This is a genomic window from Dyella sp. C9, from assembly GCF_003332825.1.
Taxonomy (GTDB): Bacteria; Pseudomonadota; Gammaproteobacteria; order Xanthomonadales; family Rhodanobacteraceae; genus Dyella.
In genome coordinates this window covers 30,723-57,176 of the sequence record NZ_QIRF01000022.1, presented here as the reverse complement: position 1 = coordinate 57,176, position 26,454 = coordinate 30,723, and the positions used below count along the sequence as shown (strand labels likewise).

Below are 26,454 nucleotides of genomic sequence, written 5' to 3'. Positions count from 1 at the left end.
GCACCCTGTGCGCGATCAGGTCGAAGCAGGGGCGAGGGACAGGTAGTGGGGGCGCCAAGTTCGATCACCTGGGGCCAGCCTGCATGCCGCGACGGATGTGGGTGCTTGCGCCCCCACCACTGGCCCCTCGATCCTCAACGTCCTGCTCCGTAGGGATTTCGCGCACAGGGTGCGCTCCTGCAGGCAAGAAAAAAGGCGCCCGAGGGCGCCTTTTTTCATCGCTGCGGCTGGCCGCTCAGGCCATCAGCAGGCGCGGCGTGGCGTTGGCGCTGATCGCATCGACCATGGCCTGGGCCACGTTGAGGTTGCCGGCGATGATGTTGCCGCTCTCCGGGATGCCGTCACGGCCGGAGAAGTCGCAATAGCGGCCGCCGGCCTCGCGTACCAGCAGGGCGCCGCCGGCCATGTCCCACGGCTTGAGGCCGATCTCGAAGAAGCCGTCGTAGCGGCCGGCCGCCACATAGGCCAGGTCGAGCGCGGCCGAACCCGAGCGGCGGATGTCCTCGGCCTGGCCGAGCAGGGCGCGGGTCATGTCCAACTGGGCATCGAGGTGCGAGCGCTGGCGGTAGGGGAAGCCGGTGGCGATCATGGCGCCGCCCAGGTTCTCGCGCTTGCTGACGCGGATGCGGCGGTCATTGAGGTAGGCGCCATCGCCCTTGCTGGCGGTGAACAGCTCGTCGCGCAGCGGGTCGAACACCACCGCGTAGATCGGCTCGCCCTTGTCGAGCAGGGCGATCGATACGCAGAAATGCGGGATGCCGCGCAGGTAATTGTGGGTACCGTCCAGCGGATCGATCACCCACACCAGCGGGCCCTTGCCGGTGGTGCCGCTTTCCTCGGCGAGGAAGGCATGCGTCGGGTAGGCGCGCTTGAGTTCCTTGACGATCTCGGCTTCGGCCAGGCGGTCGACTTCCGAGGCGAAGTCCATGCGTTGCTTCTCGACGACATTGAGCCCGTCGATACGGTTCATGTAACGCAGGATGATGTTTCCTGCGGAGCGCGCGGCGCGCACCGCGACATTGACGGTGGGTCTTGGCATGGCTTCGGCTTTCAAAAGAGCGGGGTTACGGCCGGGAAGTCTAGCAGAGCCGGCGCCTTTGTTCAGGCCGGTCCGGCCCGGGCGTTTGACAGCGGGGCCGACAATTTCCAAGCTTTGCGCCCGTTTGCACGAGTTTTTCACCCCCAATGACCGCTGAATCCGACCTCGCCGCCCGCATCCGCTACGTGCTGGTGCGCACCTCGCACCCCGGCAACATCGGCAGCGCGGCCCGGGCGATCCGCACCATGGGCTTCGACCGCATGGCCCTGGTCGCACCCCACAAGTTCCCCGATCGCGAGGCTTCCGCGCTGGCCGCCGGCGCCGATGCGGTGCTGGAAAACGCCACCGTAAGCGAGGGCCTGGTCGACGCCCTGGCTGGCACCAGCCTGGCGCTGGGCCTGTCGGCGCGCCGTCGCGGGGTGGACCTGGAAGAGCTCACCCCGCGCGAGGCGGCGCAGCGCGCGCTGGCCGCGGCGGCCCGTGGCGAGCAGGTGGCGTTGGTGTTCGGCAACGAACGCACCGGCCTGGAGAACGAGGAGTTGGCCCGCTGCCACGCCATGGTGCGCATTCCCAGCGTGGACGATTTCAGTTCGCTCAACCTGTCGCAGGCGGTGCAGGTGATGGCCTATGAACTGCGCATCGCCTCGCTGGGCGAGGTTGCCGCGCCGGTGCGCGCGGACGCCGAGCCGCCGGCCGATGCAGCGCAGATGGAGCGCTTCTTCGAGCACCTGTCGCAGATGCTCGACGACATCGACTTCCACAAGGGGCGTGCGCCCACCACCATCATGCTGAGGTTGCGCAAGCTGTTCCAGCGCGCCCAGCCGGACGAGCGGGAACTGCGCGTGATGCACGGCATCTTCGCCGATGCGCAGCGCATGGCGTCGATCGCCAACGGCAAGCTCAAGAAGGACTGACGCTTGTAGGAGCGCACCCTGTGCGCGACTGGCGTACCGTCCGAGGCCGCCGTACGGGCGGGTCGTGCACAGGGTACGCTCCCACAGGTGGATGGGTGTGGTGCCTAGAACCCGTCTTCCTCGACATCGATCTGCGGCTTGCGGGTGACCAGCAGCTTGTCGATGCGGGCGCCGTCCAGGTCCACCACCTCGAAGCGGAAGCCGCGCCACTCGAACACCTCGCCGGTCAGCGGGATATGGCCCAGGGCGGCCATCACCATGCCGGCGGCGGTGCGGTATTCATGCTCCTCCTCGCCCGGCAGGGCGTCGACCTGCAACAGCTCGCGCAGGTCGTCGATGGAGAGCGAGCCGTCGATCAGCCAGCTGCCATCGGCGCGGGGCACGATCAGCTGGTTCTCCTCCTTGCCGCCGCCGCCCAACTGGGTGGCGCCGACGATCGCGGCGAGCAGGTCGTTGAGCGTGACCAGCCCGACGATGTCGCCGTATTCGTCCACCACCAGGGCCAGCTGGGTTTCAGCGTCGCGGAATTCTTCCAGCAGGTCCAGTGCGCGGGCGGTGGCGGGCACGTAGAGCGGCTTGGACAGCTGGCCGAACACGTTGGGCTTGCCCTCGGCGTAGCCGCGCAGCAGCCGCTTCACCTCGACCACGCCGAGCACATCCCTCTCGTCGCCGCCCCGGTAGACCGGGTAGCGCGAATAGGGCGTGCCGCGCAGGATCTCGGCGTTTTCCTGGTAACTGGCCGCCGCATCCAGCCACACGATGCGCGTGCGCGGGGTCATCACGCTGTCCACCGTGCGGTCGCCCAGGCGCAGCACGCGGTTGACCATGTTGTGCTCGTCGCGGTCGAGCACGCCGTGCTCGGCGCTCTCGGCCACCAGCAGGCGGATTTCCTCTTCCGTGGCCACGTCGCTGCCGCGGCCCTTGATGTTGAGCAGGCGCAGCAGGGCGCTGCTGCAGAAGTTGAGCAGCCACACGAACGGCGCCGTGACGCGCGACAGCACCATCATCGGCATCGACACGTAGCCCGAGATGACTTCGGGCGCGGCCAGGGCCAGCCGCTTGGGTACCAGCTCGCCGATCACGATCTGGATGAAGGAGATCAGCACGAAGCCCAGTACCAGGCCGATCACCCGCGCATAGGGCTCCATCCACGCGGCCCGTCCGCCGTGGATGGCGTTGGCGATGTGGTCGCCGAGCGCATCGCCGGCCAGGGCGCCGGTGACCAGGATCACCAGGGTCATGCCCACCTGCACGGTGGACAGGAATCGCTCGGGGGCCTCGGCGTTGCGCAGCGCGGTGCGGGCGCGCCGGCTGGTCCGCGCCATCTGCTTCAGGCGGGTCTTGCGCGAGGCGACCAGGGCCATCTCCGACAGGGCGAAGAAGCCGTTGAACAGCGAGAGGACGATGACGAGCGCGATATCGGTCAGCATGGCGGCCGTTCGCGGGGGAGATCGCGTGGGGACATGAGACGCAGTGTAAGGCCTGCAGGGTGTCTGGCGGGCACGCGGGGTACCCGGAGGGGACGGCCAGCGGCCCTTCGACCGGTGTGATGCGGTGCGGCAGGGGCGTCCTGTAACATATCGGTCATTTCAGCCCCGCATCCCCAGGCAATAACCGCATGTTTTCATTGCAAACGATTTTCGGCAAAGGCGACAAGTTCTATGGCCTGCTCGAACAGAGCGCCGAGGCGGCGCGCGAGAGCGCCAAGGCCCTGCATGAGCTGGTCACCCGCAAGGATCACGCGCCGGTGATGGCCGCCTTTGCCGCGGCACGCGCCCGCGAGAAGGCGCTGGCCGGGCAGATCAGTGAGGAGCTGGTGAACACCTTCGTCACCGCGCTCGACCGCGAGGACATCGAGGCGCTGAATTCGGCGCTTTACAAGATCCCCAAAACCATCGAGAAATTCGCCGAGCGCTACGAGATCGTGGCCGACCGCGTGGCCAATGTGGACTTTGCCGCGCGTGCGCTGGTGCTGGAGCGCGCCACGGCGGTGGTGTCGGAAATGATCGGCGAGCTGCGCCGCGGCCTGCGCATCGACCCGGTGAAGAAGCTGCAGGACCGCCTGCAGACGCTGGAATCGGAAGGCGACCGCATGCTGCTCTCGCCGTACCGCACGCTGTACGTGGAAGGCAATGACGCCATGCGCGCCATGCTGGCCAAGGACCTGTTCGAGCTGCTGGAGAAGGCGATCGACAAGTGCCGCGATGTGGGCAACATCGTCTACTCGATCGTGCTGAAGAACTCCTGAGGCCGATCCGATGACCTCTTTCCGTTCGGGTCGTCCGGGCCCTTCCCGGGCCACGGCCATCGTGCGCGAGGTGCGCGCATGAGCATCGGCCTCGCCATCGCCGTCGTGCTCATCGCGCTGGCCTTCACCTACATCAATGGCTTCCACGACACCGCCAATTCGATTGCCACGGTGGTGGCGACCAAGGTGCTCACGCCCGGCCAGGCGGTGCTGCTGGCCGCGATCACCAACCTGATCGGCGCGCTGTGGGGCACCGCGGTGGCCAAGACCATCGCAGCGGGCCTGATCGATACGCACATCATCGCCGCCGGTCCGCAGCTACTCATCTGCGCCCTGCTGGCCGCGACGGCGTGGAACCTGCTCACCTGGTGGCTGGGCCTGCCGTCCAGTTCCAGCCACGCGCTGGTGGGCGCGCTGGTGGGCGCCGCCATTGCCGCCTCCGCCAACAATTTCTCCGCGGTGATCTGGTGGCAGCCGGGCGCGCACTGGTGGCAGGGCAACGGCGTGATGCCCAAGGTGGTGATACCGATGGTGATCTCGCCATTGATGGGTTTCATCATCGGCTTCCTGTTGATGGGCGCGTTGTACGGCCTGCTCAGCTGGTTCTCCAGCCGCACGGGTTTCCTGCGCCGCTTTGGCCGCACGCCCTTCGTCAACAGCTTCTTCGGCAAGGCGCAGATCGCCTCGGCCAGCGCCATGGGCCTGGCCCACGGCATGAACGACGCGCAGAAGAGCATGGGCATCATCGCGCTGGCGCTGGCCGGCGCCACCACGGCCGGTCAGTTCGAGCACCTGCCGTGGTGGCTGGGCTTCCTGCGCATCCATGGTTCCAGCGACGGTGGTTTCGACGTGCCCTCGTGGGTGGCGGTGCTGTGCGCGCTGACCATGGCAGCGGGTACGGCCGGTGGTGGCTGGCGCATCATCAAGACGCTGGGCCACAAGATGGTCAAGCTGCACCCGATCAACGGCTTTGCGGCCGAGGGCAGCTCGGCGGCGGTGATCCTCACCGCCTCGGCATTCGGCATCCCGGTGTCGACCACGCACAACGTGTCCGCCTCGATCATGGGCGTGGGCGCGGCCAAGCGCTGGAACGCGATCCGCTGGTCGGTGGTGGAGCGCATGGTGTGGGCATGGATACTGACCCTGCCGATCACCGCCCTGCTGGCCTACGGCATGGTGCACCTGGCGCGCCTGTTCTAAGGCGTGCCGCCAGTGGGGGCACGCGCCTGAATCGAGTTCAGGGCAGGCTCTGTGCGCGAAAGACCCACGCAGCGGAACGTCAAGGGGCGACGGATGAGTAGCGTGGGTGCGACTGCCCCACCTCCGTCGTGGCATGCAAGCTGGCCCCGGCTAGCCGGACTTGGCGCCCCCTCGTCCCTGCTCCGATCGGGTCGCACACAGGGTGCGCTCCTACATGGCGTCCAAGTGGCTTACAGCGCGTCGCCGCCGGCGGCGACGATGCGCTCCAGCTGGTCGCCCAGCGAGCCCAGTTCATCGATCAGGCGCTTGAGCTCGGCGGCATCCAGCAACTCGTACGGGCGGTTCTCGCACAGGTGCAGGTAGGGCGAGCCGTCCAGGTCGGCCACGGCGAGAAAGCCTTTACGCTGTTCCCAGTTGAAGCGCAGGCAGCGGCGTGGGTCGGCGCCGGCCAGCGGGCCTACCGGAGTGGAGATGCGCAGGTAGCGGCGCCCGGCTTCGTCCTCCAACTCCGCCAGGTAGATGCCCTGGTGGCGGTCGTGCGGCAGCGTGAGATCGAAGCTGATCAGGTAAGGGTCGTTGTGGCGCAGCTCGTGCAGGCTGCCGATATGGGAACGCACGGCTTCGAAATGGCGCATGGGTGCGGTCTCCTTGGCAGGCGGATGTAGCCTCGCTACTGTGCCACGATCCGGTGTAAAGAGCCTGTTGAAGATCATGGACCGCGACGAAGCACGAGCCCGCATTTTTGCTGCCATCGCAGCGATTCCCCGCGGTCGCGTGGCCAGCTATGGCGCCATCGCACAGCGCGCCGGACTGCCGGGGCGCGCGCGCCTGGTGGGGCGCGCACTGGGCGAGGTGCCGGAGGGCATGGAGTTGCCCTGGTATCGCGTGTTGCGCTCCAGTGGCCAGATCGCTTTCCCGCCCGGTAGCCGGGGTTTCCGCGAGCAGAGCCGGCGCCTGAAGGCCGAGGGCGTGGAAGTGCGCAACGGTCGCGTGCCGTTGGCCAGCTTCGGCCTCGATGCTGATCTGGATCGCGCGCTGTGGGGGCTTCCGGGCTAGCTCCCCGCAATGGCGCACCCTGTGCGCGACCACGGGCGCATCGCTGTTTCGTATGCTATTCGCGCACAGGGTGCGCTCCTACACGAGGTGCCGGAGTTGCAGGGCTCTGTGCGGGGCAGGCCCATTTGCTAGCATTTCCGGATGCCTTCCTCCCCCCTCGATATTCTCCACAGCGTTTTCGGCTACACCCAGTTCCGCGGCCAGCAGCAGGCCATCGTGGAGCAGTTGATCGAAGGCGGCGACGCACTGGTGCTCATGCCCACGGGCGGCGGCAAGTCGCTGTGCTACCAGATCCCGGCGCTGGTGCGGCAGGGCACCGGTATCGTGGTGTCGCCGCTGATCGCGCTGATGCAGGACCAGGTGGACGCGCTGCGCGAGGCGGGCGTGTCGGCCGCCTATCTCAATTCGAGCCTGGGTGCCGAGGAGCAGCGCGAGGTCGAGCGGCGCCTGCTTGCCGGTGAGCTGAACCTGCTCTACGTGGCGCCCGAACGCCTGCTTACGCCGCGTTTCCTCGGGCTGCTCGAACGTACCGAAGTGGCCCTGTTTGCCATCGACGAGGCGCATTGCGTTTCGCAGTGGGGCCACGATTTCCGTCCGGAATACCGCGAGCTGATGGTGTTGCACCAGCGCTTTCCGCAGGTGCCGCGCATTGCGCTCACCGCCACGGCGGACGAGCGCACGCGCGAGGAGATCGTCGAGCGGCTGGCGCTGGAGCAGGCGCGCCAGTTCGTCTCCAGCTTCGACCGGCCGAACATCCGCTACCAGGTGGGCCTGCGCCACAACGCGCGTCGCCAGTTGCTGGATTTCCTGGAGCGCCGGCGCGGCGAGACCGGCATCGTCTACGCGCTCAGCCGCCGCAAGGTGGATGAGACGGCGGCCTGGTTGTCCGAGGCCGGCATCGAGGCCTTGCCGTATCACGCCGGCCTGGATGCAGCGACGCGCAACGCCCACCAGCGGCGCTTCCTGCGCGAGGACGGCCTGGTGATGGTGGCCACGGTGGCCTTCGGCATGGGCATCGACAAGCCTGACGTGCGCTTCGTGGCGCACCTGGACCTGCCGCGCAGCATGGAAGGCTATTACCAGGAGACCGGTCGTGCCGGGCGCGACAGCCTGCCTGCCGATGCCTGGATGATCTACGGCCTGTCCGACGTGGTGACGATGAGCCAGATGATCGCGCAGTCGGAGTCGGCCGATGAGCGCAAGCGCATCGAGCGGCAGAAACTCGAATCGCTGCTGGGCTACGCCGAGGCCACGCAGTGCAGGCGCGAGCTGCTGCTGGCGGCATTCGGCGAAGCGTTCCACGGCCCTTGCGGACGCTGCGACAACTGCATCGAGCCGCCCAGGACATGGGACGCCACGGTGCCCGCGCAGAAGGCATTGTCGGCGGTGTACCGCAGCGGCCAGCGTTATGGTTCGGGACATGTGATCGACATCCTGCGTGGCGAGGACAGCTCGCGCATGAGCGAGCTGGGACACGATCGCCTCTCCACCTTCGGCATCGGCGCGGACATGGACGAGAAGCAATGGCGTTCGGTGTTCCGCCAGTTGCTGGCGATGGGCCTGCTCGAGGCGGATGCCGAAGGTTTCGGCACGCTGCGCCTGACCAAGGCCAGCCGCGAGGTCCTGGTAGGCAATCGCCCGGTGCAGCTGCGCGAGGATGCGCGGCCGGTGCGGGCTTCACGCAAGCGGCGCGACAGCCAGCTGGTCACCGGTGGCAGCCTGGGCGTGGAAGCCTACGAGCAGCCGCTATGGGACGAGCTGCGCAAGCTGCGCACGCAGCTGGCCAAGCAGCATGGCGTGCCGCCGTACGTGATCTTCCATGACGCCACCCTGCTGGCGATGCTGCGCGCCTTGCCCTCGACCGAGGACGAGCTGGCGGCCATCAGCGGCGTGGGCGAGGCGAAGCTCAAGCGCTACGGCCGGGATTTCCTGGCGGTGATCAACGCGCACGAGTAAGGCACGGGCCTTACTCGCGCTCTCCAGAGGGGCCACGTTCGCGACCAGCTTGGTTCGAATCACGCTTCGGTTGAAGCGGCGGCGCGAGCACCCGACCCTCTCCCCGAGGGGGAGAGGGAGAAGAGTGCTCAGCCGGCGAGGCGCCAGCGTGTGCCTTCCGCGGATACGCGCGAGTGGGCCAGGGCCAGTTCCGGGATGAAGCGCCAGCGGTCCAGGTCGCCCGGCAGGCGTGCCTGGGGACAGGCGATGCGGGTGGCGATCAGGGCGGCCTGCGGCGTCTCGTGACGACCGATTTCCTGTTCCTCGCACAGCGCGCGCCATTGGCGGCCGTGGCGGACGATGCGGAACAGGCCTGCTTTCGACGGGAAGACGTATTGCGCCAGCATGGAGGGGCTACAGCGTGTTGTCTGGGGATGGTGCATAGCCTGCCCGCGGCAGATGACTCCCCTGTGATCCCATCGCGACGATTCCATGGCTGCCGGCTGGCCCGGCGATGACGGCCATGCTGCGGTTCTGTTGCGGGCGTCATCTGAATCAGCGGGGTGTGAAAAACCCGTTCGCATGGCGAAAAAAAACGGCCCGCAGAGCTGCGGGCCGTTTCCTGCACCTCAGGTGGGCCGTGCTTACTTGCGCTGGGTCGCGGTGGCGTCGCGGGTGGCGCGGAACTCCGAGTCCTTGCTCCAGTTCGGCCAGGTGTCCGAATTGGCCAGGTCGTAGCCGAGCGTGTAGAGGATTTGCAGGTCGCGTGCCATGCCGGTGAACGGCCAGCTGGCCTGCCACTCGTCGGAGGGCTGGTGGTAGTGCTTGGCCACGTATTCGTCCTCGGCGGCCTTGCCGGCGGCCAGGCCACCGTCCACCCAGTCGTTGCCGGAGCCGAACGAGATGGCCGGCACGCCACGCTTGGCGAAGGAGAAGTGGTCGGAGCGGAAGAAGTGGCCGGCTTCCGGCTTCGGATCCGGCGAATAGACCAGGTTCCACTTCTTGGCCGTGTCGGTCAGCTCATCGAGCAGGTCGAGCTTGGCGCTGCCGGAGATGGTGAAGTTGCGGGCCGGGCCGTGCGGGTCGAGCGCATCCATGTTGATCACCGCGACCGTGGTGGCCAACGGGTAGAGCGGCTTGGAGGCGTAGTACTCCGAACCCAGCAGGCCCTTCTCCTCGGCGGTGACGTTGAGGAACACCACCGAACGTTCCGGCTTGGGACCGCTGGTGAAGGCGCGGGCCAGCTCGATCAGCGAGGCGGTGCCGGTGGCGTTGTCCACCGCGCCGTTGTAGATGCGATCGCCGGTGGCATCCGGTGCGCCAACGCCCAGGTGGTCCCAGTGCGCGCTGTAGATCACCGTCTCGTTCGGGCGCTTGGTGCCCTCGATGCGGCCCACGATGTTGTGGGAGATGATCACCTTGGAGTTGATCTTGTAGTTCGCCGAGAAGGTCTCGCCCTTCAGCACCACAGGCTTGAACTCGCGCGTCTGCGCCTGCTTCTTCAGGGCCTCGAAATCCAGGCCCGCGGCCTTGAACAGGTCCACCGCCACGTCGCGCTGGATCCAGGCTTCCACCGGCGTGTGCACACTGGACGGATGGTCGCGCACCACGTCGAACTGGGTGTTGGTGTTGGAATTGGCCACGGTGGCCCAGCCGTAGGAGGCCGGCGCGGTCTCGTGGATGATCAGCATGCCGGCGGCGCCCTGGCGTGCCGCCTCCTCGTACTTGTAGGTCCAGCGACCGTAGTAGGTCATGGCCTTGCCGCCGAAGTCGCCTACGCCGGTCTCGAAGTCCGGGTCGTTGATCAGCACCACGGCGATCTTGCCGTGCAGGTCCACACCCTTGAAGTCGTCCCAGTTGCGCTCCGGCGCCTTGACGCCATAGCCGACGAACACCAGCGGGGCGTCCTTGATCGACACCGCCTTGGAGCCGTCCAGTGCCGAGCGCACGGCAATCTGCTTGCCCTGCGTCAGGCTTTCGGTTTTGCCCTCGACGGTGAAGCTGAGATCCGGCGTGCCGGCAATGTCCGACTGCAGCAGCGGCACGGCCTGGGTCCATTCGCGCTTGCCGTTCTTGAGGTCGCCGCCAGGCTGCAGGCCTACAGCCTTGAACTGGGCAATCATGTAGTCGATGGTCTTGCTTTCGCCTTCCGTGGCAGGTCCGCGGCCTTCAAAGGCGTCGGAGGACAGCGTCTTGACTTCGTCCGACAAGCGGTGCGGATCGATGGTCGGGGTGGTCGTGTCGGCGGCAAACAGCGCCGTCGATACCGACAGGGCGAGCAGGGATAAGGCCAAACGCTTCATGGACGGCACCTAGCGGGGAAACGAGCCTCGATAGTAGAGAGCGCGGGCGCCGTCGGTCCATAGCTCCCAGGTAGCGGGGTGTCGGCAGGGGCGCAAACCCCTGAAAAACAGCCTTTCCGAAGGGGCCGGCATGACTTTTTTCACCCCGAAGCGGCCCAAAGTGCAAAAAAACCGCATTTTTTCCGTATTGCAGCTTGGCGAGGCGGGCTGGCATGCCATACATTCCGCATGCCGAGAGGCATTCCAAATACCGTCACTATCGATGACCACGGGGAAATGTATGGCGAAGGCGCAGAAAGCAGCAGCAAAGAAGAAGGCCGCTCCGAAGGCAGCTCCGAAGACCGCCGCCAAGGCAGTCGTGAACAAGCCGATCAAGGAAGCACTGAGCAAGTCGGGCCTGGTCGCCCATATCGCTGAAGCCAGCGGCGTGGTGGCCAAGGACGTGCGCGCGGTGCTCGCCTCGCTCGAAGCCGCTGTGACCAACTCGGTGCACAAGAAGGGCGCTGGCCACTTCACGCTGCCGGGTCTGCTGAAGATCACCGCCGTCAGCGTGCCGGCCAAGCCGAAGCGCAAGGGCATCAACCCCTTCACCAAGGAAGAGCAGTGGTTCGCTGCCAAGCCGGCCACGGTGAAGATCAAGGTTCGCCCGCTGAAGAAGCTCAAGGACGCCGCTGTCTAAGCGTTGCGTTCCGCTAGTGCTTCACACGCCAGGTGCGGCGTTCGCGCCGCACCTGGCGGATTCCGGGGAGTTCCTCCCCTGACGGCGCCACCCGCATCCGCCGTCCATGCGCTCTCCGCCCTCAATGCCTGTCGGCACCGATCGCCCTTCCGGTGTCGGGGGCCAGCTGCAGGGCCACGCCCTTGCCGGCGGGATTGTCCGCCCTCGCGGTCCACACGCCATCCTTGAAGTCCACGTCGTGCACGCGGGTATAGCCCTCGGTGGACAGTTGGGCGCGCACGTCCACGTTCTGGCCATTGGCGCTGGGTGCTTTGGCCGTCCAAACGCCACCATGGAAAGCCAGGTCGTGGACCTTGCGGTAGCCCTGTTGCTCCAGTGATGCCTGTACCTGGTGCTGGGTCAGCGCGTCCTGCGCGGAAGCCGCCCAGGCGAAACCCAAAGCTGCGGCCAGCGCCAGTGAGGTGATCGTCTTCATGGAGATGCCTCTTGCCGAAGGGGTGTGCAACTGTGTTGGCGCTTACACAGTTACCGGTGAACAGCGGGCCTCGTGGATGGCCTCGCTCCAGCTTGCGAGGCCTGTTTTCAGGCGGCGCGGTGCGAGGCCTGTCGTGACATGAACGTCACGATCAGGCCGGTACCGTCAAAACCGGCTTGCTTGAACCGATTCACATCGTGCCGGTGGGCAGCGCGGCTGACGGGCGGCACGGTCGCACGTCATGGTCGTACCGCCTCGTTGTTGATATCACTGTCGGCATGTCCATGGTCAACAGGGGCATACGGTGCTCAGGACTTCCAGGTTAAAGGCAGGCGATCCGGGGCAGGCGAATGGCCTGCGCAGCCGGTGGGCAAAACATGGGGTGCCACTGCATGGTGGTCGCGTGATGGCCGTGAGCCTGGTCACGCTGCTGGCCGCCTGCGCCTCGATGGCGCCGCCGCACCAGACACCGCCACAGCCTGTGCCCAATAGCTGGCCCGCCGACACCCAGCCCGGCGCCGGTGCGCGCGCGGCGGACATCGCCTGGCGCGACTACTTCACCGACCCCAAACTGCAGCAGGTGATTGCCACGGCGCTGGACAACAACCGTGACCTGCGCGTGGCCATGCTGCGCGTGCAGGAGGCGAGGGCGGCGTATCGCATCCAGCGCTCCGAGCAGTATCCGACCATCGGCCTGGGCGCGCAGGGCACGCGCGCCCAGGTCCCTGGCGACCTCAACATCTCCGGGCAGCCGGTGATCAGCAGCGACTACGAGTTCTACGTCGGCATGACCAGCTGGGAGCTGGACCTGTGGGGGCGCGTGCGCAGCCTCAAGGAATCGGCCCTGCAGCAATACTTCGCCACCGAAGCTGCCCAGCGTGCCGTACGCCTGGCGCTGATCGCCCAGGTGGCCAACAGCTATCTCGCCTTGCGCGAGCTGGACGAGCGGCTGGCGCTGGCGCGCGAAACGATTGCGACGCGGCAGGAGTCGTATCGCATCTTCAGTCGCCGTCACGACGTGGGCTCGGCCTCCAAGCTGGAGTTGACCGACGTGCAGACCCTGCTGACCCAGGCGCAGGCGCTGGGCGCGCAGCTGGAGCAGGAACGCGCCACGCAGGCACATGCGCTGGCGCAGCTGGTCGGGGCGCCGGTGGACCTGGCACCGGACAATACGCGTTTCGACGATGCCAGCGTGTTCGCCCCTCTGCAGGCCGGCCTGCCTTCGGAACTGCTGGCGGATCGGCCCGACATCCAGGCCTCCGAATACCGCCTGCGGGCGGCCAATGCGAACATCGGTGCGGCGCGTGCGGACTTCTTCCCACGCATTGCGCTCACTGCCAGTTTCGGCACCGCCAGTGCGCAGCTCGACGGCCTGTTTGCCTCTGGCAGTCGCGCCTGGACCTTCGTGCCTAGCGTGACCTTGCCGGTATTCGATACCGGCCGGCGGCAGGCCAACCTGGAGTTGTCGGAAGTGCGTCGCGACATCGCCGTCGCCGACTACGACAACACCGTGCAGAACGCCTTCCGCGAGGTCGCCGACGCGTTGTCGGCCAAGCAGTGGCTCGGCGAGCAGGTACGCATCCAGCGCGAGGCGGTGGATGCGCAGACCGAACGCGCGCGGCTGGCCAAGCTGCGCTACGACAACGGCGCCACGCCCTATCTGGAAGTGCTCGATGCGCAGCGTGCGCTGCTGTCCGCCGAGCAGGAGCTGGTGCGCGCGCGCCGCGCGCTGCTGTCGAGCCAGGTGAGCCTGTATGCCGCGCTGGGTGGCGGCGTGTCTGCTCCGGATGCCGCGCCGAACGCGGCCACCCCCGGTCCGTGAGGCAAGCCGAACGCCATGGCCATGAGTCCAGCCCTGAAGAAGAACTTGATGATCGCGGCCGCCGTGGTGGTGGCCGTGCTGCTGGGCGTGTTCGCCTGGCAGAAGCTGCGCCCGAGCGGTCCCGGTGAAGGCTTCGCCAGCGGCAATGGCCGCATCGAGGCCACCGAGATCGACATCGCGACCAAGCTGGCCGGGCGCGTGCAGGACATCCTGGTGCAGGAAGGCGACTTCGTGAAGGCCGGCCAGACGCTGGCGCGCATGCAGATCGACGTGCTGCAGGCGCAGCGCGCCGAGGCGGTGGCGGGCGAGCAGCAGGCCGAGCACCAGGTGGCCGCGGGTGAGGCGCAGGTGGCGCTGCGCCAGAGCGACGTGGCGGCGGCCGAGGCGCAGGTGGCCCAGCGCGAGAGCGAGCTGTCCAATGCACAGCGTCGCCTGTCGCGCTCGCAGACGCTGGCGAAGGAGGGTGCCTCGTCGGAGCAGGAACTGGATGACGATCGTGCCCGCGTGCGCGGCATGCAGGCCACGGTGGCGGCGGCCAAGGCGCAGCTGGCCTCGGCGAACGCGGCCGTGGAGGCGAGCAAGGCGCAGCTGGTGGGCGCGCGTTCCTCAGTGAAGGCGGCGCAGGCCACGGTAGCGCGCATCGATGCCGACATCGCCGACAGCGACCTGAAGGCACCGCGCGATGGGCGTGTCCAGTTTCGCGTGGCGCAGCCCGGCGAGGTGCTGGGCTCGGGCGGCAAGGTGCTCAACCTGCTCGACCTGTCCGACGTCTACATGACGTTCTTCCTGCCCGAGACGGCGGCCGGTCGGGTGGCGCTGGGCAGCGACGTGCGCATCATCCTGGACGCGGCGCCGCAGTGGGTGATCCCCGCCAAGGTCTCGTTCGTGGCCAGCTCCGCGCAGTTCACGCCCAAGACGGTGGAAACGGCCAGCGAGCGCCAGAAGCTGATGTTCCGCGTGAAGGCGCAGATTCCCACCGAGCTGCTGCAGAAACACCTCAAGCAGGTGAAGACCGGCGTGCCGGGCGTGGCCTGGGTCAAGCTCGATCCGGGCAAGGACTGGCCGGCGCAGCTCGAAGTCAGGCTGCCGGAGTAAGCGATGGCAGCGACGCCTGCGCCGCCGCCCATGTCACCCGACGTGGTGGTGACCCTGCAAGGGGTGCGCCTGCACTACGGCAAGACCGTGGCGCTGAAGGGCGTGGACCTGGCCATCCCGGCCGGGCGCATGGTGGGCCTGATCGGGCCCGATGGCGTGGGCAAGTCCAGCCTGCTGTCGCTGATCGCCGGTGCGCGCGCCGTGCAGGAGGGACGCGTGGAGGTGCTGGGTGGCGACATGGCGAGCAAGCGCCATCGCGACCTGGTGTGCCCGCGCATTGCCTACATGCCGCAGGGCCTGGGCAAGAACCTGTATCCGACGCTATCGGTGGAAGAGAACCTGCAGTTCTTCGCGCGCCTGTTCGGTCATGACGCGGCCGAGCGAAGGCGACGCATCGACGACCTTACCCGCAGCACTGGGATGTACGACTTCCTCGGGCGTCCGGCCGGCAAGCTGTCCGGCGGCATGAAGCAGAAGCTCGGCCTGTGCTGCGCACTGATCCACGATCCGGACCTGCTGATCCTCGACGAGCCCACCACTGGCGTCGACCCGCTGGCGCGTGCGCAGTTCTGGGACCTGATCGCGCGCATCCGGCGCACCCAGCCCGGCATGAGCGTACTGGTGGCCACCGCCTATATGGACGAAGCGCAGCGCTTCGACTGGCTGGTGGCGATGGACGACGGCCGGACCCTGGCCACCGGTACCCCGCAGGAACTGCTCGAACGCACCGGCAGCCCGTCGCTGGAATCGGCCTTCATCGCACTGCTGCCTGAGGAAAAGAAGAAGGGCTATGCGCCGGTAGTGATCCCGCCGCTGGAGGTGGACGACAACGACATCGCGATCGAGGCCAAGGATCTCACCATGCGCTTCGGTGATTTTGTGGCGGTCGATCACGTCAACTTCCGCATCCGCCGCGGCGAGATCTTCGGGTTCCTAGGCTCCAACGGTTGCGGCAAGACCACCACCATGAAAATGCTGACCGGTCTGTTGCCGGCCAGTGACGGCCAGGCCTGGTTGTTCGGCAAGCCGGTGGATCCCAACGACATGGATACACGCCGCCGCGTGGGCTACATGTCGCAGGCCTTCTCGCTGTATGGCGAGCTCACCGTTCGGCAGAACCTGGTGTTGCATGCGCGGCTGTTCCACGTGCCCGAAGCCGAGGTGCCGGCACGGGTGGAGGAAATGGTCGAGCGCTTCGACCTGCGCGAGGCCATCGACAGTCTGCCCGACAGCATCCCGCTGGGCATGCGCCAGCGCCTCTCGCTGGCGGTGGCGATGGTGCACAAGCCGGAGCTGCTGATCCTGGACGAACCGACCTCGGGCGTGGACCCGGTGGCGCGCGACAATTTCTGGCGGTTGCTGATCGAGCTGTCGCGACGCGACCGCGTCACCATCTTCATCTCCACCCACTTCATGAACGAGGCAGAGCGCTGCGATCGCATGTCGATGATGCATGCGGGCAAGGTGCTGGACAGCGACACCCCGGCGGCACTGATCGCCAAGCGCCACGCCGCCACGCTGGAGGAGGCCTTCATCGGCTACCTGGTGGAGGCCGGTGGCGGCAGCCCCACCACCACCGACGCCGCGCCGGTGACGCATGCCGCCCAGCATGCGCAGCAGCCGCGCCACTTCAGCGTGCAGCGCATGCTCAGCTACATGTGGCGCGAGGCGCTGGAGCTGCGGCGTGATCCGGTGCGCGCCACGCTGGCATTGGGGGGCTCGGTGATCCTGCTGTTCGTGATCGGTTTCGGCATCAACATGGACGTGGAGAACCTGCGTTACGCCGTGCTCGATCGCGACCACACGGGCCTGAGCCAGAACTACCTGCTCAATCTCTCGGGCTCGCGCTACTTCGTCGAGCAACCGCCCATCGTGGACTACGACGACATGGACCGGCGCATGCGCACCGGCGAGCTGTCGCTGGCGATCGAGATACCTCCGGGTTTTGCGCGTGACGTATCGCGAGGCAGCCGGGTGGACATCGGTGCGTGGATCGACGGTGCCATGCCCACCCGTGCCGAAACCGTGCGTGGTTACGTGACGGCGATGCACCAGCAGTGGCTGGCGGTGCAGGCGCGCGAGCGGCTGGGCATGTCCACCACCAGCGCAGTCGATGTGGAGACGCGCTTCCGCTACAACCCGGACGTGAAGAGCCTGCCGGCCATGGTGCCCGCGGTGATCCCGCTGCTGCTGCTGATGCTTCCGGCCATGCTGACGGCGCTGGCGGTGGTGCGCGAGAAGGAAATGGGTTCCATCGTGAACCTCTACGTCACGCCGGTCACGCGCAGCGAGTTCCTGGTGGGCAAGCAGATGCCCTATGTGCTGCTGGCCATGGTCAATTTCTTCCTGATGACCCTGCTGGCGGTGACCGTGTTCGGCGTGCCCATCACCGGCAATTACCTCGCGCTGATGCTGGCCTCGTTCGTGTTCTGCGTGGTGTCGACCGGCATGGGCCTGCTGGCCTCGTCGGTGACGCGCAGCCAGATCGCGGCGCTGTTCTTCGCCATGATCGGCACCATGATCCCCGCGGTGCAGTTCTCCGGGCTCACCGACCCGGTGTCCTCGCTGGAGGGCAGTGGTCGCTTCATCGGGCAGATCTATCCGGCCACCTACATGTTCACCATCAGCCGCGGCGTGTTCAGCAAGGCGCTGGGCCTGCACGACCTGCGCGATTCGTTCTGGCCGCTGCTGGTGGCGGTGCCGGTGATCATGGGCACGGCGATCGCGCTGCTCCGCAAACAGGACCGCTGACATGCGCTGGCTCACCAACATTTACCGACTGGGCATCAAGGAGCTGTGGAGCCTGGCGCGCGACCCGATGATGCTGATCCTGATCGTCTACACCTTCACGGTGTCGGTCTACACCTCGGCCTCGGCCATGCCCGAAACCTTGCACAACGCCCCGATCGCCATCGTGGACGAGGACGGCTCGCCGCTGGCCCAGCGCATCATCACCGCGTTCTATCCACCGCAGTTCACCCACCCGCAGCTGATTACCCTGGGCGAGATGGATGCCGGCATGGACTCGGGACGCTATACCTTCGTGCTGAACATTCCGCCGAACATGCAGCGCGACGTGCTGGCCGGCCGTCCGACCGCCATCCAGCTGAACGTGGATGCCACCCGCATGAGCCAGGCCTTCACTGGCAGCGGCTATATCCAGCAGATCGTGATGGGCGAGGTGAACGAGTTCGTGATGCGTTATCGCGGCGGCAGCAGCCTGCCGGTGGACCTGGCGCTGCGGGCCCGCTTCAACCCGTCCCTGGAGAAGATGTGGTTCGGCGGTCTCATGCAGATCATCAACAACGTCACGATGCTGTCGATCATCCTGACCGGGGCGGCCCTGATCCGCGAGCGCGAGCACGGCACGATCGAACATCTGCTCGTCATGCCGGTGACACCTACCGAGATCATGCTCGCCAAGGTTTGGTCGATGGGGCTGGTGGTGCTCGTGGCCGCCGGGGTGTCGTTGAACTTCGTGGTGCGCGGCCTGCTGCATGTGCCGGTGGAGGGCTCGGTTCCGCTGTTCCTGGCCGGGGCGGCGCTGTGCCTGTTCGCGACCACCTCGATGGGGATCTTCATGGCGACGGTCGCGCGCAGCATGCCGCAGTTCGCCATGCTGCTGATCCTCATCCTGATTCCCCTGCAGCTGCTTTCCGGCGGCACCACGCCGCGTGAAAGCATGCCGACCCTGGTGCGCGACCTCATGCAGGCCGCGCCCACCACACATTTTGTTGAGCTGGGGCAGTCCATTCTGTACCGAGGCGCCGGATTGTCGGTGGTGTGGAAACAGTTCCTGGCGCTGCTGGTCATTGGCAGTGTGTTGTTCTGGCTGTCGCTGAGACGTTTCCGCAAGGCCATTGGCCAGATGGCTTGAGATCCCTGTCGCACGGACGCACTACCCACCGAGGACACGACGATGAGCAATCCCGGCGAACTGCCGTTGGCCCTGTACAAGGCCAACACCGAATTCCAGCTGCGGGTGAACAAGCTGGTGATGGAGAACTGGAAGAAGTGGCTGGAACTGTCCACGCGCGCGGTCGATGACGGCATTGCCGACCAGCAGGCGAGGGTGGAGCAGTTGCTCAAGGCGCAAGACTGGGCGGGTCTGTCCACCATTCCGGCGGAGACGTTCTGGCGCCAGCTGCAGCAGCGCATGGGCGACGCCAACATCACCAACCAGATCGCCGCCAACGTGCAGCAGCATTTCGCGCAGGGCCTGCAGGAAGCCGTCGAATCCTGGCAGAAGGACACCGCCCGCGCGCTGGGCAGCGTAGGTGACAGCAGTGCCGTGACCACCCAGTGGAATGACCTGATGGCCCAGTGGGGCCGGCTGTGGCCCTGGGCCGAAGGCAAGGGACCGGCGCGCGACAAATGATCGTGTGGCGCCGTGCCCCGGGAGGGCTCGGTGCCAGCACGCTGCGAGGCAGGGCATGAATCATCCGCAAGTGGCATCCGTGGACCACCTGTTCGACCTGGGCAACACGCCCTGGCTGACCAGCCTGATCGACTACACCATCGACGCCTGGCAGCGCAGCGTGCTGTATGCCGACGTGATGCGGGAGCGCGGCAACCAATACCAGGCGCACCTTCGCGAGAAGGCGCCCAACGTGCTGGATTTCCCCTGCGAACTGGTCATGTACGGCGCGGACCTGCCGCGGCCGGTGAACTACGGCCTGGTGCGCATCCTGCCGCCGGAAGGCACCGTGCCCGACCCGGCCAAGCGGCCGTTCGTGGTGGTGGATCCGCGCGCCGGCCATGGTCCGGGCATCGGCGGCTTCAAGCCCGACAGCGAGATCGGCGCGGCCTTGCAGGCCGGGCACCCGTGCTATTTCGTCGGCTTCCTGCCCGACCCGGTGCCGGGGCAGACGGTGGAAGACGTGATGCGTGCCGAGGCGGCCTTCCTGCGCCGCGTGATCGAGCTGCATCCGCAAAGCATGGGCAAGCCGGCGGTGATCGGCAATTGCCAGGCGGGCTGGCAGATCCTGATGACCGCGGCGGTCTGGCCGGAGCTGTTCGGACCGATCATCGTGGCGGGGGCGCCGCTGTCCTATTGGGCGGGCGAAACGCCAATGCGTTATGCCGGCGGCCTGCTGGGCGGCAGCTGGGCCACTGCGGCCACCAGCGACGTGGGCGCGGGCCGCTTCGATGGCGCGTGGCTGGTGCAGAACTTCGAGAACCTCGACCCGGCCAACACGCTGTGGAAGAAGCAGTACAACCTCTACGCCAAGGTTGATACCGAAGCGCCGCGCTATCTCGGCTTCGAGAAGTACTGGGGCGGCCACGTGTTCCTCAACGACGTGGAAATGCAGTACATCGTCGACAACCTGTTCATCGGCAACCGGCTGTCCACCGCCGAGCTGGTGACGTCCGACGGCGTGCGCATCGACCTGCGCAATATCCGTTCACCCATCGTGGTGTTCTGCTCCTACGGCGACAACATCACGCCGCCCCCGCAGGCGCTGGGCTGGATCACCGACCTGTATCGCGACGACCAGGACATCATCGGCTACGACCAGACCATCGTGTATGCCACGCACGATTCCATCGGGCACCTTGGGATCTTCGTGTCGGGCAGCGTCGGGCGCAAGGAACACCGCGAGTTCACCAACAACATCGACCTGATCGACCTGCTGCCTGCGGGCCTGTACCAGGCCGTGGTGGAGGACAAGGATCCGGCGCTGCCGCACGGGGAGCTCACCAACAGCGAGTTCCTGATGTCGATCCATCGCCGGAGCATCGACGACGTGCGCGACATCGTGCAGCCCGATATGGAGAGTGATCGCCACTTCGATGCGGCGCGCACGCTTTCGGACATCAATCTCTCGGTCTATCGGCACTTCATGCAGCCGTGGGTGCGCGCGTTCTCCACCCCCGAGTCCGCCCGCTGGATGCAGGCGCTGCAGCCACTGCGCATCGGCTACGAGTGGTGGTCCGACGAACATCCGCTCGCGCCGATGCTGGCGACCCTGGCCGGGCAGGTACGCGAGCATCGCCGTCCGGCGACTCCGGACAATCCGCTGCTGCAGGCGCAGGCGATGATGTCGCAGGCGATCGTGCAGGCCCTGGATAGCTTTCGCGATCATCGCGACGAGATCTATGGGCTGCTGTTCCACAGCCTGTATGGCTCACCCTGGCTGCAAGCGCTGGCGGGGCAGGGCACCGACGAACACGCCTCGCCACGGCCCCATCCCGGTGATTCGCCCGAGCACCTGGCGTTTCTCGCGCACGAGATGGAGCACCTGCATGCGCAGGTGAGCGAAGGCGGCCTTGCCGAGGCGGCCATCCGTGCGCTGCTGTTCGTGCTGCGTGCGCGGGGCGAAGGTGACGAGCGGCAGTTCCGTTATGCGTTGCGGCTGCGGCACGAGCACGACGCGCGGACCGTCGACATGGCGGCCTTCCGCCAGCTGCTGCGCGGCCAGGCCCGCTTGCTGCGCCACGACCCCGACGCCTGCATCCAGGCCATTCCCACGTTGCTGGCGCGCGCCGAACCAGAAAAAATTCGTCAGACCGCGGCAGCGCTCGAGCAGGTGATCACGCTGGGCGGTGCACCCACCGACGAGGAGAAGGCGAGCCTGCGGCGCATGCTCGATCTGTTCGAGCAGGCGGCCGGGTCGTCCGGCTAGGCGCGCCCCCGATCTGCACACTGCTTCGCGTTATGCCCTGGCCGCTCATGCTGAACTGGCGGGTGCTGCCGGCGCCACGTGCGCCGGCGTATCGTGCGTGCTGGCCAGCAGCATCAGGGGAATTGGCCACGCGCTTTCCTAGTCTTGTCACATACGTCTAGTTATCTAGGCAGGTCGGGCCCACGGCGCGACCGGACAGTGAGTGGTGGATGCGGGGAGTGGCGAGGGTGATGCGGGGAACGGGCGGGATGAACCAGGTGCGGATCCATGGAGGCATGGCCTGCGATCGCCTGGACGTGCAGGCGGGGACGAAGGCGGGCCATTGATGCGTTATGCCGTCTATTTCTGTCCCGCGCCCGCGAGCGCGCTCGCTTCGTTGGGCCGCGACTGGCTGAATCCCGCGATCACGCCGCATGGCATACCGGGTATTGGTGCCACGCGTTGGAACGCCTTGCTGGCGGACGTGCGCCGCTACGGCTGGCATGCCACCTTGCGTTCGCCGTTCACGCTATCGCCAGACCACGACCTCGACGACTTGCGCCGCGCGCTGGAGAAGGTGGCGCAGGCGCACGCGCCGATCCATCTCTCCTTGCGCTCCGGCCGCCTGGCTGGTTTTCCCGCGTTGCGTCCGGCGGGCGACTCCCGGGCGATCAATGCACTGGCCGCGGCCTGCGTGGAGGCGGTCGAACCGTTGCGCCTGCCGTTGGCCGAACACGACTTCCAGCGCCGCGCCACCGGGCTCGACGCGATTGAAATCCATTACCTCGGACGTTACGGGTATCCCTACGTGTTTGAACGCTATCGGTTCCACATGACGCTGTCCGCGCCGGCCAGCATCGAAGAGGAGCGCGCCCTGCAGCGCTGGCTTTCGGTACGTGCGGCCATGTTGCCAGCGGCCCGCGTCGATGCGCTGACGCTGTGCGTGGAGAAGTCGCCCGGCGCGGTCTTCGAACCACTGGAGCGCATCGCGCTGCGCAAGGCCTCGGCTGCATGAGGCAGGGCCGGCTTTATTACGTGATGGGCCCATGGGGTGCGGGCAAGGACAGCGTCATCGAATGGGCCCGGGTGAATGGGCCCTCGTATGACGTGGTGTACGCGCATCGGTACGTGACGCGCTCGCCGCAGCCGATCAGTGGTGATCACGTTACGCTGACCCCGGTGGAATTCGACCTGCGCGAGCGCCGCGGCCTTTTCGCGCTGACCTGGCAGGCCCACGGCCTGCGTTGCGGGCTGGGCAAGGAGATCGAGCACTGGGTACGCCAGGGCGTGGACGTGCTGGTGAATGGTTCGCGTGGTGCACTTCCGCACGCGCAGGCGCGCTTCAACGACATGGTGCCGGTGCTGATCACGGCGAGCCGCGAATCCATCGTGCATCGCATGCAGGCGCGGGGCAGGGAGACGGCCGAGCAGATCGACCAGCGCCTGGCGCGCCACGACAGCTACGTGGTGCCGGAAAAGACCCTGACCATCGTCAACGAAGGCAGCCTCCCCGAAGCCGGCATGGCCTTGCTCAAGGCGATCCGCAGCCACGGTTGAGGCAGGTGGCCGGCGCGCCGGCCCCCATGCCCTGGATCGGCGCAGGGCGCTGCCGGATGTGTCAGTGCTGACGCATGCTTGTCACCCGGAAGAAACATTCCGAAACAATTATTGTCGCGTCAAGTTTTCTTCCGCGGCGGTTCGTTGTCCATGCCATCACCCAGTACCAGGGGTAGCACCCTGCGCAGCATGGCCTTGAGCAGGCCAAGATCCAGGTCGGGCTCGCGGGTGCTGCGCACCACCAGGCCGGAGAACAGGCAGCGCATGAGCAGGGCGCGGACCCTGGCATCCTCGGCGCTGCGCTTGATCGATTTTTCCTTGTCGCGCAGCTTCAGCCACTGCACGAAATCGTCGTTGGCGAGTGCCTCGGCTTCCACCAGCTTCTTCTGGATCTCCTCATCACGCGCACCCGCGGCCGTGATCTCGGAGAACAGCACTGCGTTCCACGAATCGCCGCCGCCCGACTCGTACAGCGCGGCGAGTTCGTCGACGAAGGTCTTCATGCCGGTGGAGGCGGGCAGCGTGGCCAGGCCGCGCTGGTCCTCCTCGAGGTTCTGTTCGATCAGCGCAAGGACGAGGGCTCGCTTGTTCTGGAAATAGCGATAGCTCAGGCCAGTACTTACGCCCGCGAGCTGCGCGATGCTCTCCATCGTCGCGGCGTGGAAGCCTTGCTCGATGAAACGCTGGCGCGCCGCGTTGAGGATGCGCAGCCGCTGCGCGGCCCCGTGTTCCTCGGCATTGGCCCTGCTGCCCTTGCGATTCGTCGTTGTCGTCATGCGTAACCCCTGCGTCCCTGGAGCGTGTCTGTGCGGCGCGCATTGTGGCAGGTCCCATGTTTCAAAAAAAAGTGAATGAATAGTCATTCACTTGTCATTTGAGGCCAACAGAATCCCGCCGCCACCCACTGAACCACCATTCATCGGTGAGGGGCCCCGGGCGCGAGTCCGGAGGGGAAAAGTTCACAGCGCCCCCGTCGCGTGTGGGAACACGGCGGCCTTGCCTGCCAGGTCGCGGGGCGTCAATCAACACTCATCGAGGCTTTGCAATGGTCTACAACAAGACCGCTCTGAAACGGTCGCTGCTGGCTCTGTGCATTCTTGCCAGCGTTGCCGACATGGAAGGGCTCCACGCGCAGGATGCGAATTCGCAGGGCCCCACCACCGCCAGCGGCACGTCCGGTTCCACCGTGGCGCCGGCCGCCGATGCATCGGCCACCAATCCGAAGAACCAGGGCGTGCGCTCCGGCCAGTCGATGACCTCGCTCGAAGTGGTGAACGTCAACGCCGCGACGAATTCCGGCGGCCTGATGTCGCCGGAGAACGCCGACAAGGCCGAGTCCGACCTCACCGCGCAGGCGCTGCGCAAGATGTCCGCCGTGACCGACCCGGTGCAGGCGATGGCCTCGATCCCCGGCGTGTTCGTGTCCAGTTCCGACCCTGCGGGCCTCACCGCCTCCACCGGTTTCATGGTCAACGGCTTCGACGGCAGCCGCCTGTCGTACACGCTCGATGGCGTGCCGATGAACGAAGCGGCTGACTACAACATCTACCCGACCTTCCTGGGCGACACCCAGAACGTGGACGACCTCAACGTCGCCGCCGGCCTGTCCGACATCGATGCGCCCTCGATCAGCGCCGAAGGCGGTCACGTCAGCCTGATCACGCGCCAGCCTTCGGCAACGCCTGGCCTGTACGTGGAGGGCAGCGTGGGCAACTACGACGTGCGCAAGGGCTTCGTGCGCCTGGATACCGGACAGACCGGCCCGCTGCGCACCTGGATCTCGTTCTCGCGCACCACCTCGGACATCTGGCAGGGGCCGGGCGAGCTGGGCAGCTCGCGCGTACAGGCCAAGTCGGTGCTTGACCTGGGCGGCCAGAACAGCATCAGCATGACCGCGATGTACCTGCGCACGGTGGGCAACAACTACCTCGAGCCGACCAAGGCCCAGTACGACAAGTACGGCTGGGACTACGGCTACAGCGACGTCGCCCCGCAGTTCACCACCACGCCGGGCAAGGCCGACAACGCGGTCAGTCAGCTGGCCATCGCCAATAGCTACTACGGTCTGCAGAACAACAAGAGCGACGTCACCTACGTGTCGGCGGACGGCGAGTTCCAGCTGGCCGACAAGCTCAACCTCTCGGTGATTCCCTACTTCTACATGGCCAAGCAGGGCGGCAGCGGCGGCGCCATCTACCTGTCCGAGAGCACCAAGAGCCCGTACGGCATGAACGTGGGCCAGACCGTCGACCTCAACCACGACGGCGACACGCTGGATACCGTGCCGGCCTACCTGTACGTGTACTCCAACATCTGGCGCCCGGGCATCAACACCAAGATCAACTACAGCGGCGACAACAACTCCGTCACCGCCGGCATCTGGTACGAGGCGTACCGCAAGAGTGAGCCGTACACGCTCAGTGCCATCGGCGACAACGGCCTGCCGGTGGATCGCTGGGCCGAGAGCGCCCGCTACCGCCTGCCGGACGGCACGCCGATCGACTATGACAACTATTACGTCAAGTCGGCCTCGGGCAAGGCGTACCTCGCTGACAACTACACCTTCAACGACCAGTGGAAGGCCAGCGCCGGCATCTCGTACAACCACCTGGCGATCGACGACTACATCCGTACGCCGGGCGTGTACCGCGCACCCAATCCCGTGGTCACCAACGAGAGCGTGCTGATCCACGAGGACTACAGCACGGTGCAGGGCGATATCGGCCTCTCCTACACGCCCAACGACAACAACAACTTCTTCTTCCATTCGTCCACCGGCTATCGCCCGCCGATTGCCAAAGCGTACTGGAGCTATACCGCCGAGAACATCGACACGCTGCAGCGCGTGAAGCCCGAGACCACCTGGACCAACCAGCTGGGCTGGCGCTACAACAACGGCGACTTCATGTTCAGCAGCACGCTGCTGGACGTGAACTACAAGAACTACCAGACCCAGCACTACGACCAGTTCCTGCAGCTGAGCTACTTCAATGCCGGTGCGGTACGCCAGTACGGCGTGCTGTCGGAAGCGAGCTGGCATTTCGACCCGCACTGGACCCTTTATTCGTCCTACAGCTATCTGCATGCCACGCAGCAGGACGATTTCGTCTCCAACACCAGTTCGGGTGAAGTGGTACTGCCGACCGAAGGCAAGCGCATGGCCGGCATTCCGCAGAACATGCTGTCGACCTCGCTGGAATACGACCTCGACCACACCTTCATTCGCCTGAGCGGCAAGTACAACGGCGCGCGCTATGGTGACCTGCTGAACACCGAGAAGGTGGGTGGCTACACCACCTTCGACTTCAACGCCGGCTACACCTTCAGCGACTGGGGCATGCTCGGCCAGCCGCAGCTGCGCCTGTCGGTGAACAATCTGTTCGACAAGCACTATCTCGGCTACGTCTACAGCACCACTACCAACGCTGTCGCCTATCACGGCGTAGCGGCATCGTCGCCCACCTACCTGGTTGGCCAGCCGCGTTTCGAAATGCTGACCCTGTCGTTCAACCTCCGCTGACCGGAC

General features: G+C 66.4%; 22 protein-coding genes. 15 read left to right on the top strand and 7 right to left on the bottom strand.

The window, feature by feature from the left end:
• Positions 1–235 precede the first annotated feature (235 nt).
• On the bottom strand, positions 236–1,039 hold the full coding sequence (locus DVU99_RS18420) for an inositol monophosphatase family protein (protein ID WP_114241690.1): 804 nt from the start codon (positions 1,037–1,039) through the stop codon (positions 236–238).
• Positions 1,040–1,185: 146 nt separating this feature from the next.
• On the opposite strand from DVU99_RS18420, the gene DVU99_RS18415 reads away from it, so the two are divergent.
• A complete protein-coding gene (locus DVU99_RS18415) occupies positions 1,186–1,953 on the top strand; it encodes an RNA methyltransferase (protein ID WP_114241689.1) in 768 nt (255 codons plus the stop codon).
• A 104-nt stretch (positions 1,954–2,057) separates the two neighbouring features.
• On the opposite strand, the gene DVU99_RS18410 is transcribed toward DVU99_RS18415, so the two are convergent.
• A complete protein-coding gene (locus DVU99_RS18410; protein WP_114241688.1) occupies positions 2,058–3,383 on the bottom strand; it encodes a hemolysin family protein in 1,326 nt (441 codons plus the stop codon).
• A gap of 188 nt (positions 3,384–3,571) precedes the next feature.
• Between DVU99_RS18410 and DVU99_RS18405 the strand changes: the two genes are divergently transcribed.
• The gene (locus tag DVU99_RS18405) at positions 3,572–4,201 is read left to right on the top strand and encodes a DUF47 domain-containing protein (RefSeq protein ID WP_114241687.1); all 630 of its coding nucleotides are present in this window, start codon (positions 3,572–3,574) and stop codon (positions 4,199–4,201) included.
• A 78-nt stretch (positions 4,202–4,279) separates the two neighbouring features.
• Entirely contained in the window at positions 4,280–5,401 is a 1,122-nt protein-coding gene (locus DVU99_RS18400; RefSeq protein ID WP_198670384.1) for an inorganic phosphate transporter, read from the top strand.
• 230 nt (positions 5,402–5,631) lie between these two features.
• Here the strand turns inward: DVU99_RS18400 and DVU99_RS18395 are convergent, their stop codons facing one another.
• Positions 5,632–6,036, bottom strand: coding sequence for a hypothetical protein (locus DVU99_RS18395; RefSeq protein ID WP_114241686.1), 405 nt, complete (start codon positions 6,034–6,036; stop codon positions 5,632–5,634).
• A gap of 76 nt (positions 6,037–6,112) precedes the next feature.
• Here DVU99_RS18395 and DVU99_RS18390 point away from each other — a divergent pair, with 76 nt between their 5' ends.
• Together DVU99_RS18390 and recQ are read left to right on the top strand one after the other, a co-directional pair.
• A complete protein-coding gene (locus DVU99_RS18390) occupies positions 6,113–6,457 on the top strand; it encodes an MGMT family protein (protein WP_114241711.1) in 345 nt (114 codons plus the stop codon).
• A gap of 141 nt (positions 6,458–6,598) precedes the next feature.
• Positions 6,599–8,413: a DNA helicase RecQ gene (gene recQ / locus DVU99_RS18385; protein WP_114241685.1), complete on the top strand. Its 1,815-nt coding sequence runs from the start codon at positions 6,599–6,601 to the stop codon at positions 8,411–8,413.
• 128 nt (positions 8,414–8,541) lie between these two features.
• On the opposite strand, the gene DVU99_RS18380 is transcribed toward recQ, so the two are convergent.
• A complete protein-coding gene (locus DVU99_RS18380; protein WP_114241684.1) occupies positions 8,542–8,799 on the bottom strand; it encodes a hypothetical protein in 258 nt (85 codons plus the stop codon).
• Positions 8,800–9,036: 237 nt separating this feature from the next.
• Complete coding sequence (locus tag DVU99_RS18375) at positions 9,037–10,695, bottom strand: M28 family metallopeptidase (protein ID WP_114241683.1); 1,659 nt, start codon at positions 10,693–10,695, stop codon at positions 9,037–9,039.
• A 280-nt stretch (positions 10,696–10,975) separates the two neighbouring features.
• Here DVU99_RS18375 and DVU99_RS18370 point away from each other — a divergent pair, with 280 nt between their 5' ends.
• The gene (locus tag DVU99_RS18370; RefSeq protein ID WP_114241682.1) at positions 10,976–11,374 is read left to right on the top strand and encodes an HU family DNA-binding protein; all 399 of its coding nucleotides are present in this window, start codon (positions 10,976–10,978) and stop codon (positions 11,372–11,374) included.
• A gap of 121 nt (positions 11,375–11,495) precedes the next feature.
• On the opposite strand, the gene DVU99_RS18365 is transcribed toward DVU99_RS18370, so the two are convergent.
• Entirely contained in the window at positions 11,496–11,849 is a 354-nt protein-coding gene (locus DVU99_RS18365; protein WP_114241681.1) for a PepSY domain-containing protein, read from the bottom strand.
• 406 nt (positions 11,850–12,255) lie between these two features.
• On the opposite strand from DVU99_RS18365, the gene DVU99_RS18360 reads away from it, so the two are divergent.
• From DVU99_RS18360 to phnN, 8 genes are all read left to right on the top strand, one after another.
• The gene (locus tag DVU99_RS18360; protein WP_114241710.1) at positions 12,256–13,671 is read left to right on the top strand and encodes an efflux transporter outer membrane subunit; all 1,416 of its coding nucleotides are present in this window, start codon (positions 12,256–12,258) and stop codon (positions 13,669–13,671) included.
• A 21-nt stretch (positions 13,672–13,692) separates the two neighbouring features.
• Positions 13,693–14,766 carry an HlyD family efflux transporter periplasmic adaptor subunit gene (locus DVU99_RS18355; protein WP_232823654.1) on the top strand — a complete coding sequence of 358 codons (1,074 nt, stop codon included), beginning with the start codon at positions 13,693–13,695 and terminating at the stop codon, positions 14,764–14,766.
• Positions 14,767–14,769: 3 nt separating this feature from the next.
• Positions 14,770–17,517, top strand: coding sequence for a ribosome-associated ATPase/putative transporter RbbA (gene rbbA / locus DVU99_RS18350; protein ID WP_343126339.1), 2,748 nt, complete (start codon positions 14,770–14,772; stop codon positions 17,515–17,517).
• Between the two features lies 1 nt (position 17,518).
• Positions 17,519–18,643 (top strand): ABC transporter permease, encoded by a 1,125-nt coding sequence (locus DVU99_RS18345; RefSeq protein ID WP_114241679.1) that lies wholly within the window; start codon positions 17,519–17,521, stop codon positions 18,641–18,643.
• 42 nt (positions 18,644–18,685) lie between these two features.
• The gene (locus DVU99_RS18340; RefSeq protein ID WP_114241678.1) at positions 18,686–19,144 is read left to right on the top strand and encodes a phasin family protein; all 459 of its coding nucleotides are present in this window, start codon (positions 18,686–18,688) and stop codon (positions 19,142–19,144) included.
• A gap of 55 nt (positions 19,145–19,199) precedes the next feature.
• Complete coding sequence (locus tag DVU99_RS18335) at positions 19,200–21,392, top strand: DUF3141 domain-containing protein (RefSeq protein WP_114241677.1); 2,193 nt, start codon at positions 19,200–19,202, stop codon at positions 21,390–21,392.
• Positions 21,393–21,717: 325 nt separating this feature from the next.
• Entirely contained in the window at positions 21,718–22,386 is a 669-nt protein-coding gene (locus DVU99_RS18330) for a DUF1045 domain-containing protein (protein ID WP_114241676.1), read from the top strand.
• Positions 22,383–22,928 (top strand): phosphonate metabolism protein/1,5-bisphosphokinase (PRPP-forming) PhnN, encoded by a 546-nt coding sequence (gene phnN, locus DVU99_RS18325; RefSeq protein WP_114241675.1) that lies wholly within the window; start codon positions 22,383–22,385, stop codon positions 22,926–22,928. Before DVU99_RS18330 ends, phnN begins: the two co-directional genes overlap by 4 nt.
• Before the next feature lie 119 nt (positions 22,929–23,047).
• Here phnN and DVU99_RS18320 read toward each other — a convergent pair whose 3' ends face one another.
• Positions 23,048–23,704, bottom strand: coding sequence for a TetR/AcrR family transcriptional regulator (locus tag DVU99_RS18320; RefSeq protein WP_157971485.1), 657 nt, complete (start codon positions 23,702–23,704; stop codon positions 23,048–23,050).
• A 338-nt stretch (positions 23,705–24,042) separates the two neighbouring features.
• Here DVU99_RS18320 and DVU99_RS18315 point away from each other — a divergent pair, with 338 nt between their 5' ends.
• Positions 24,043–26,448 carry a TonB-dependent receptor gene (locus DVU99_RS18315; protein ID WP_198670383.1) on the top strand — a complete coding sequence of 802 codons (2,406 nt, stop codon included), beginning with the start codon at positions 24,043–24,045 and terminating at the stop codon, positions 26,446–26,448.
• The last annotated feature ends 6 nt before the right edge of the window (positions 26,449–26,454 follow it).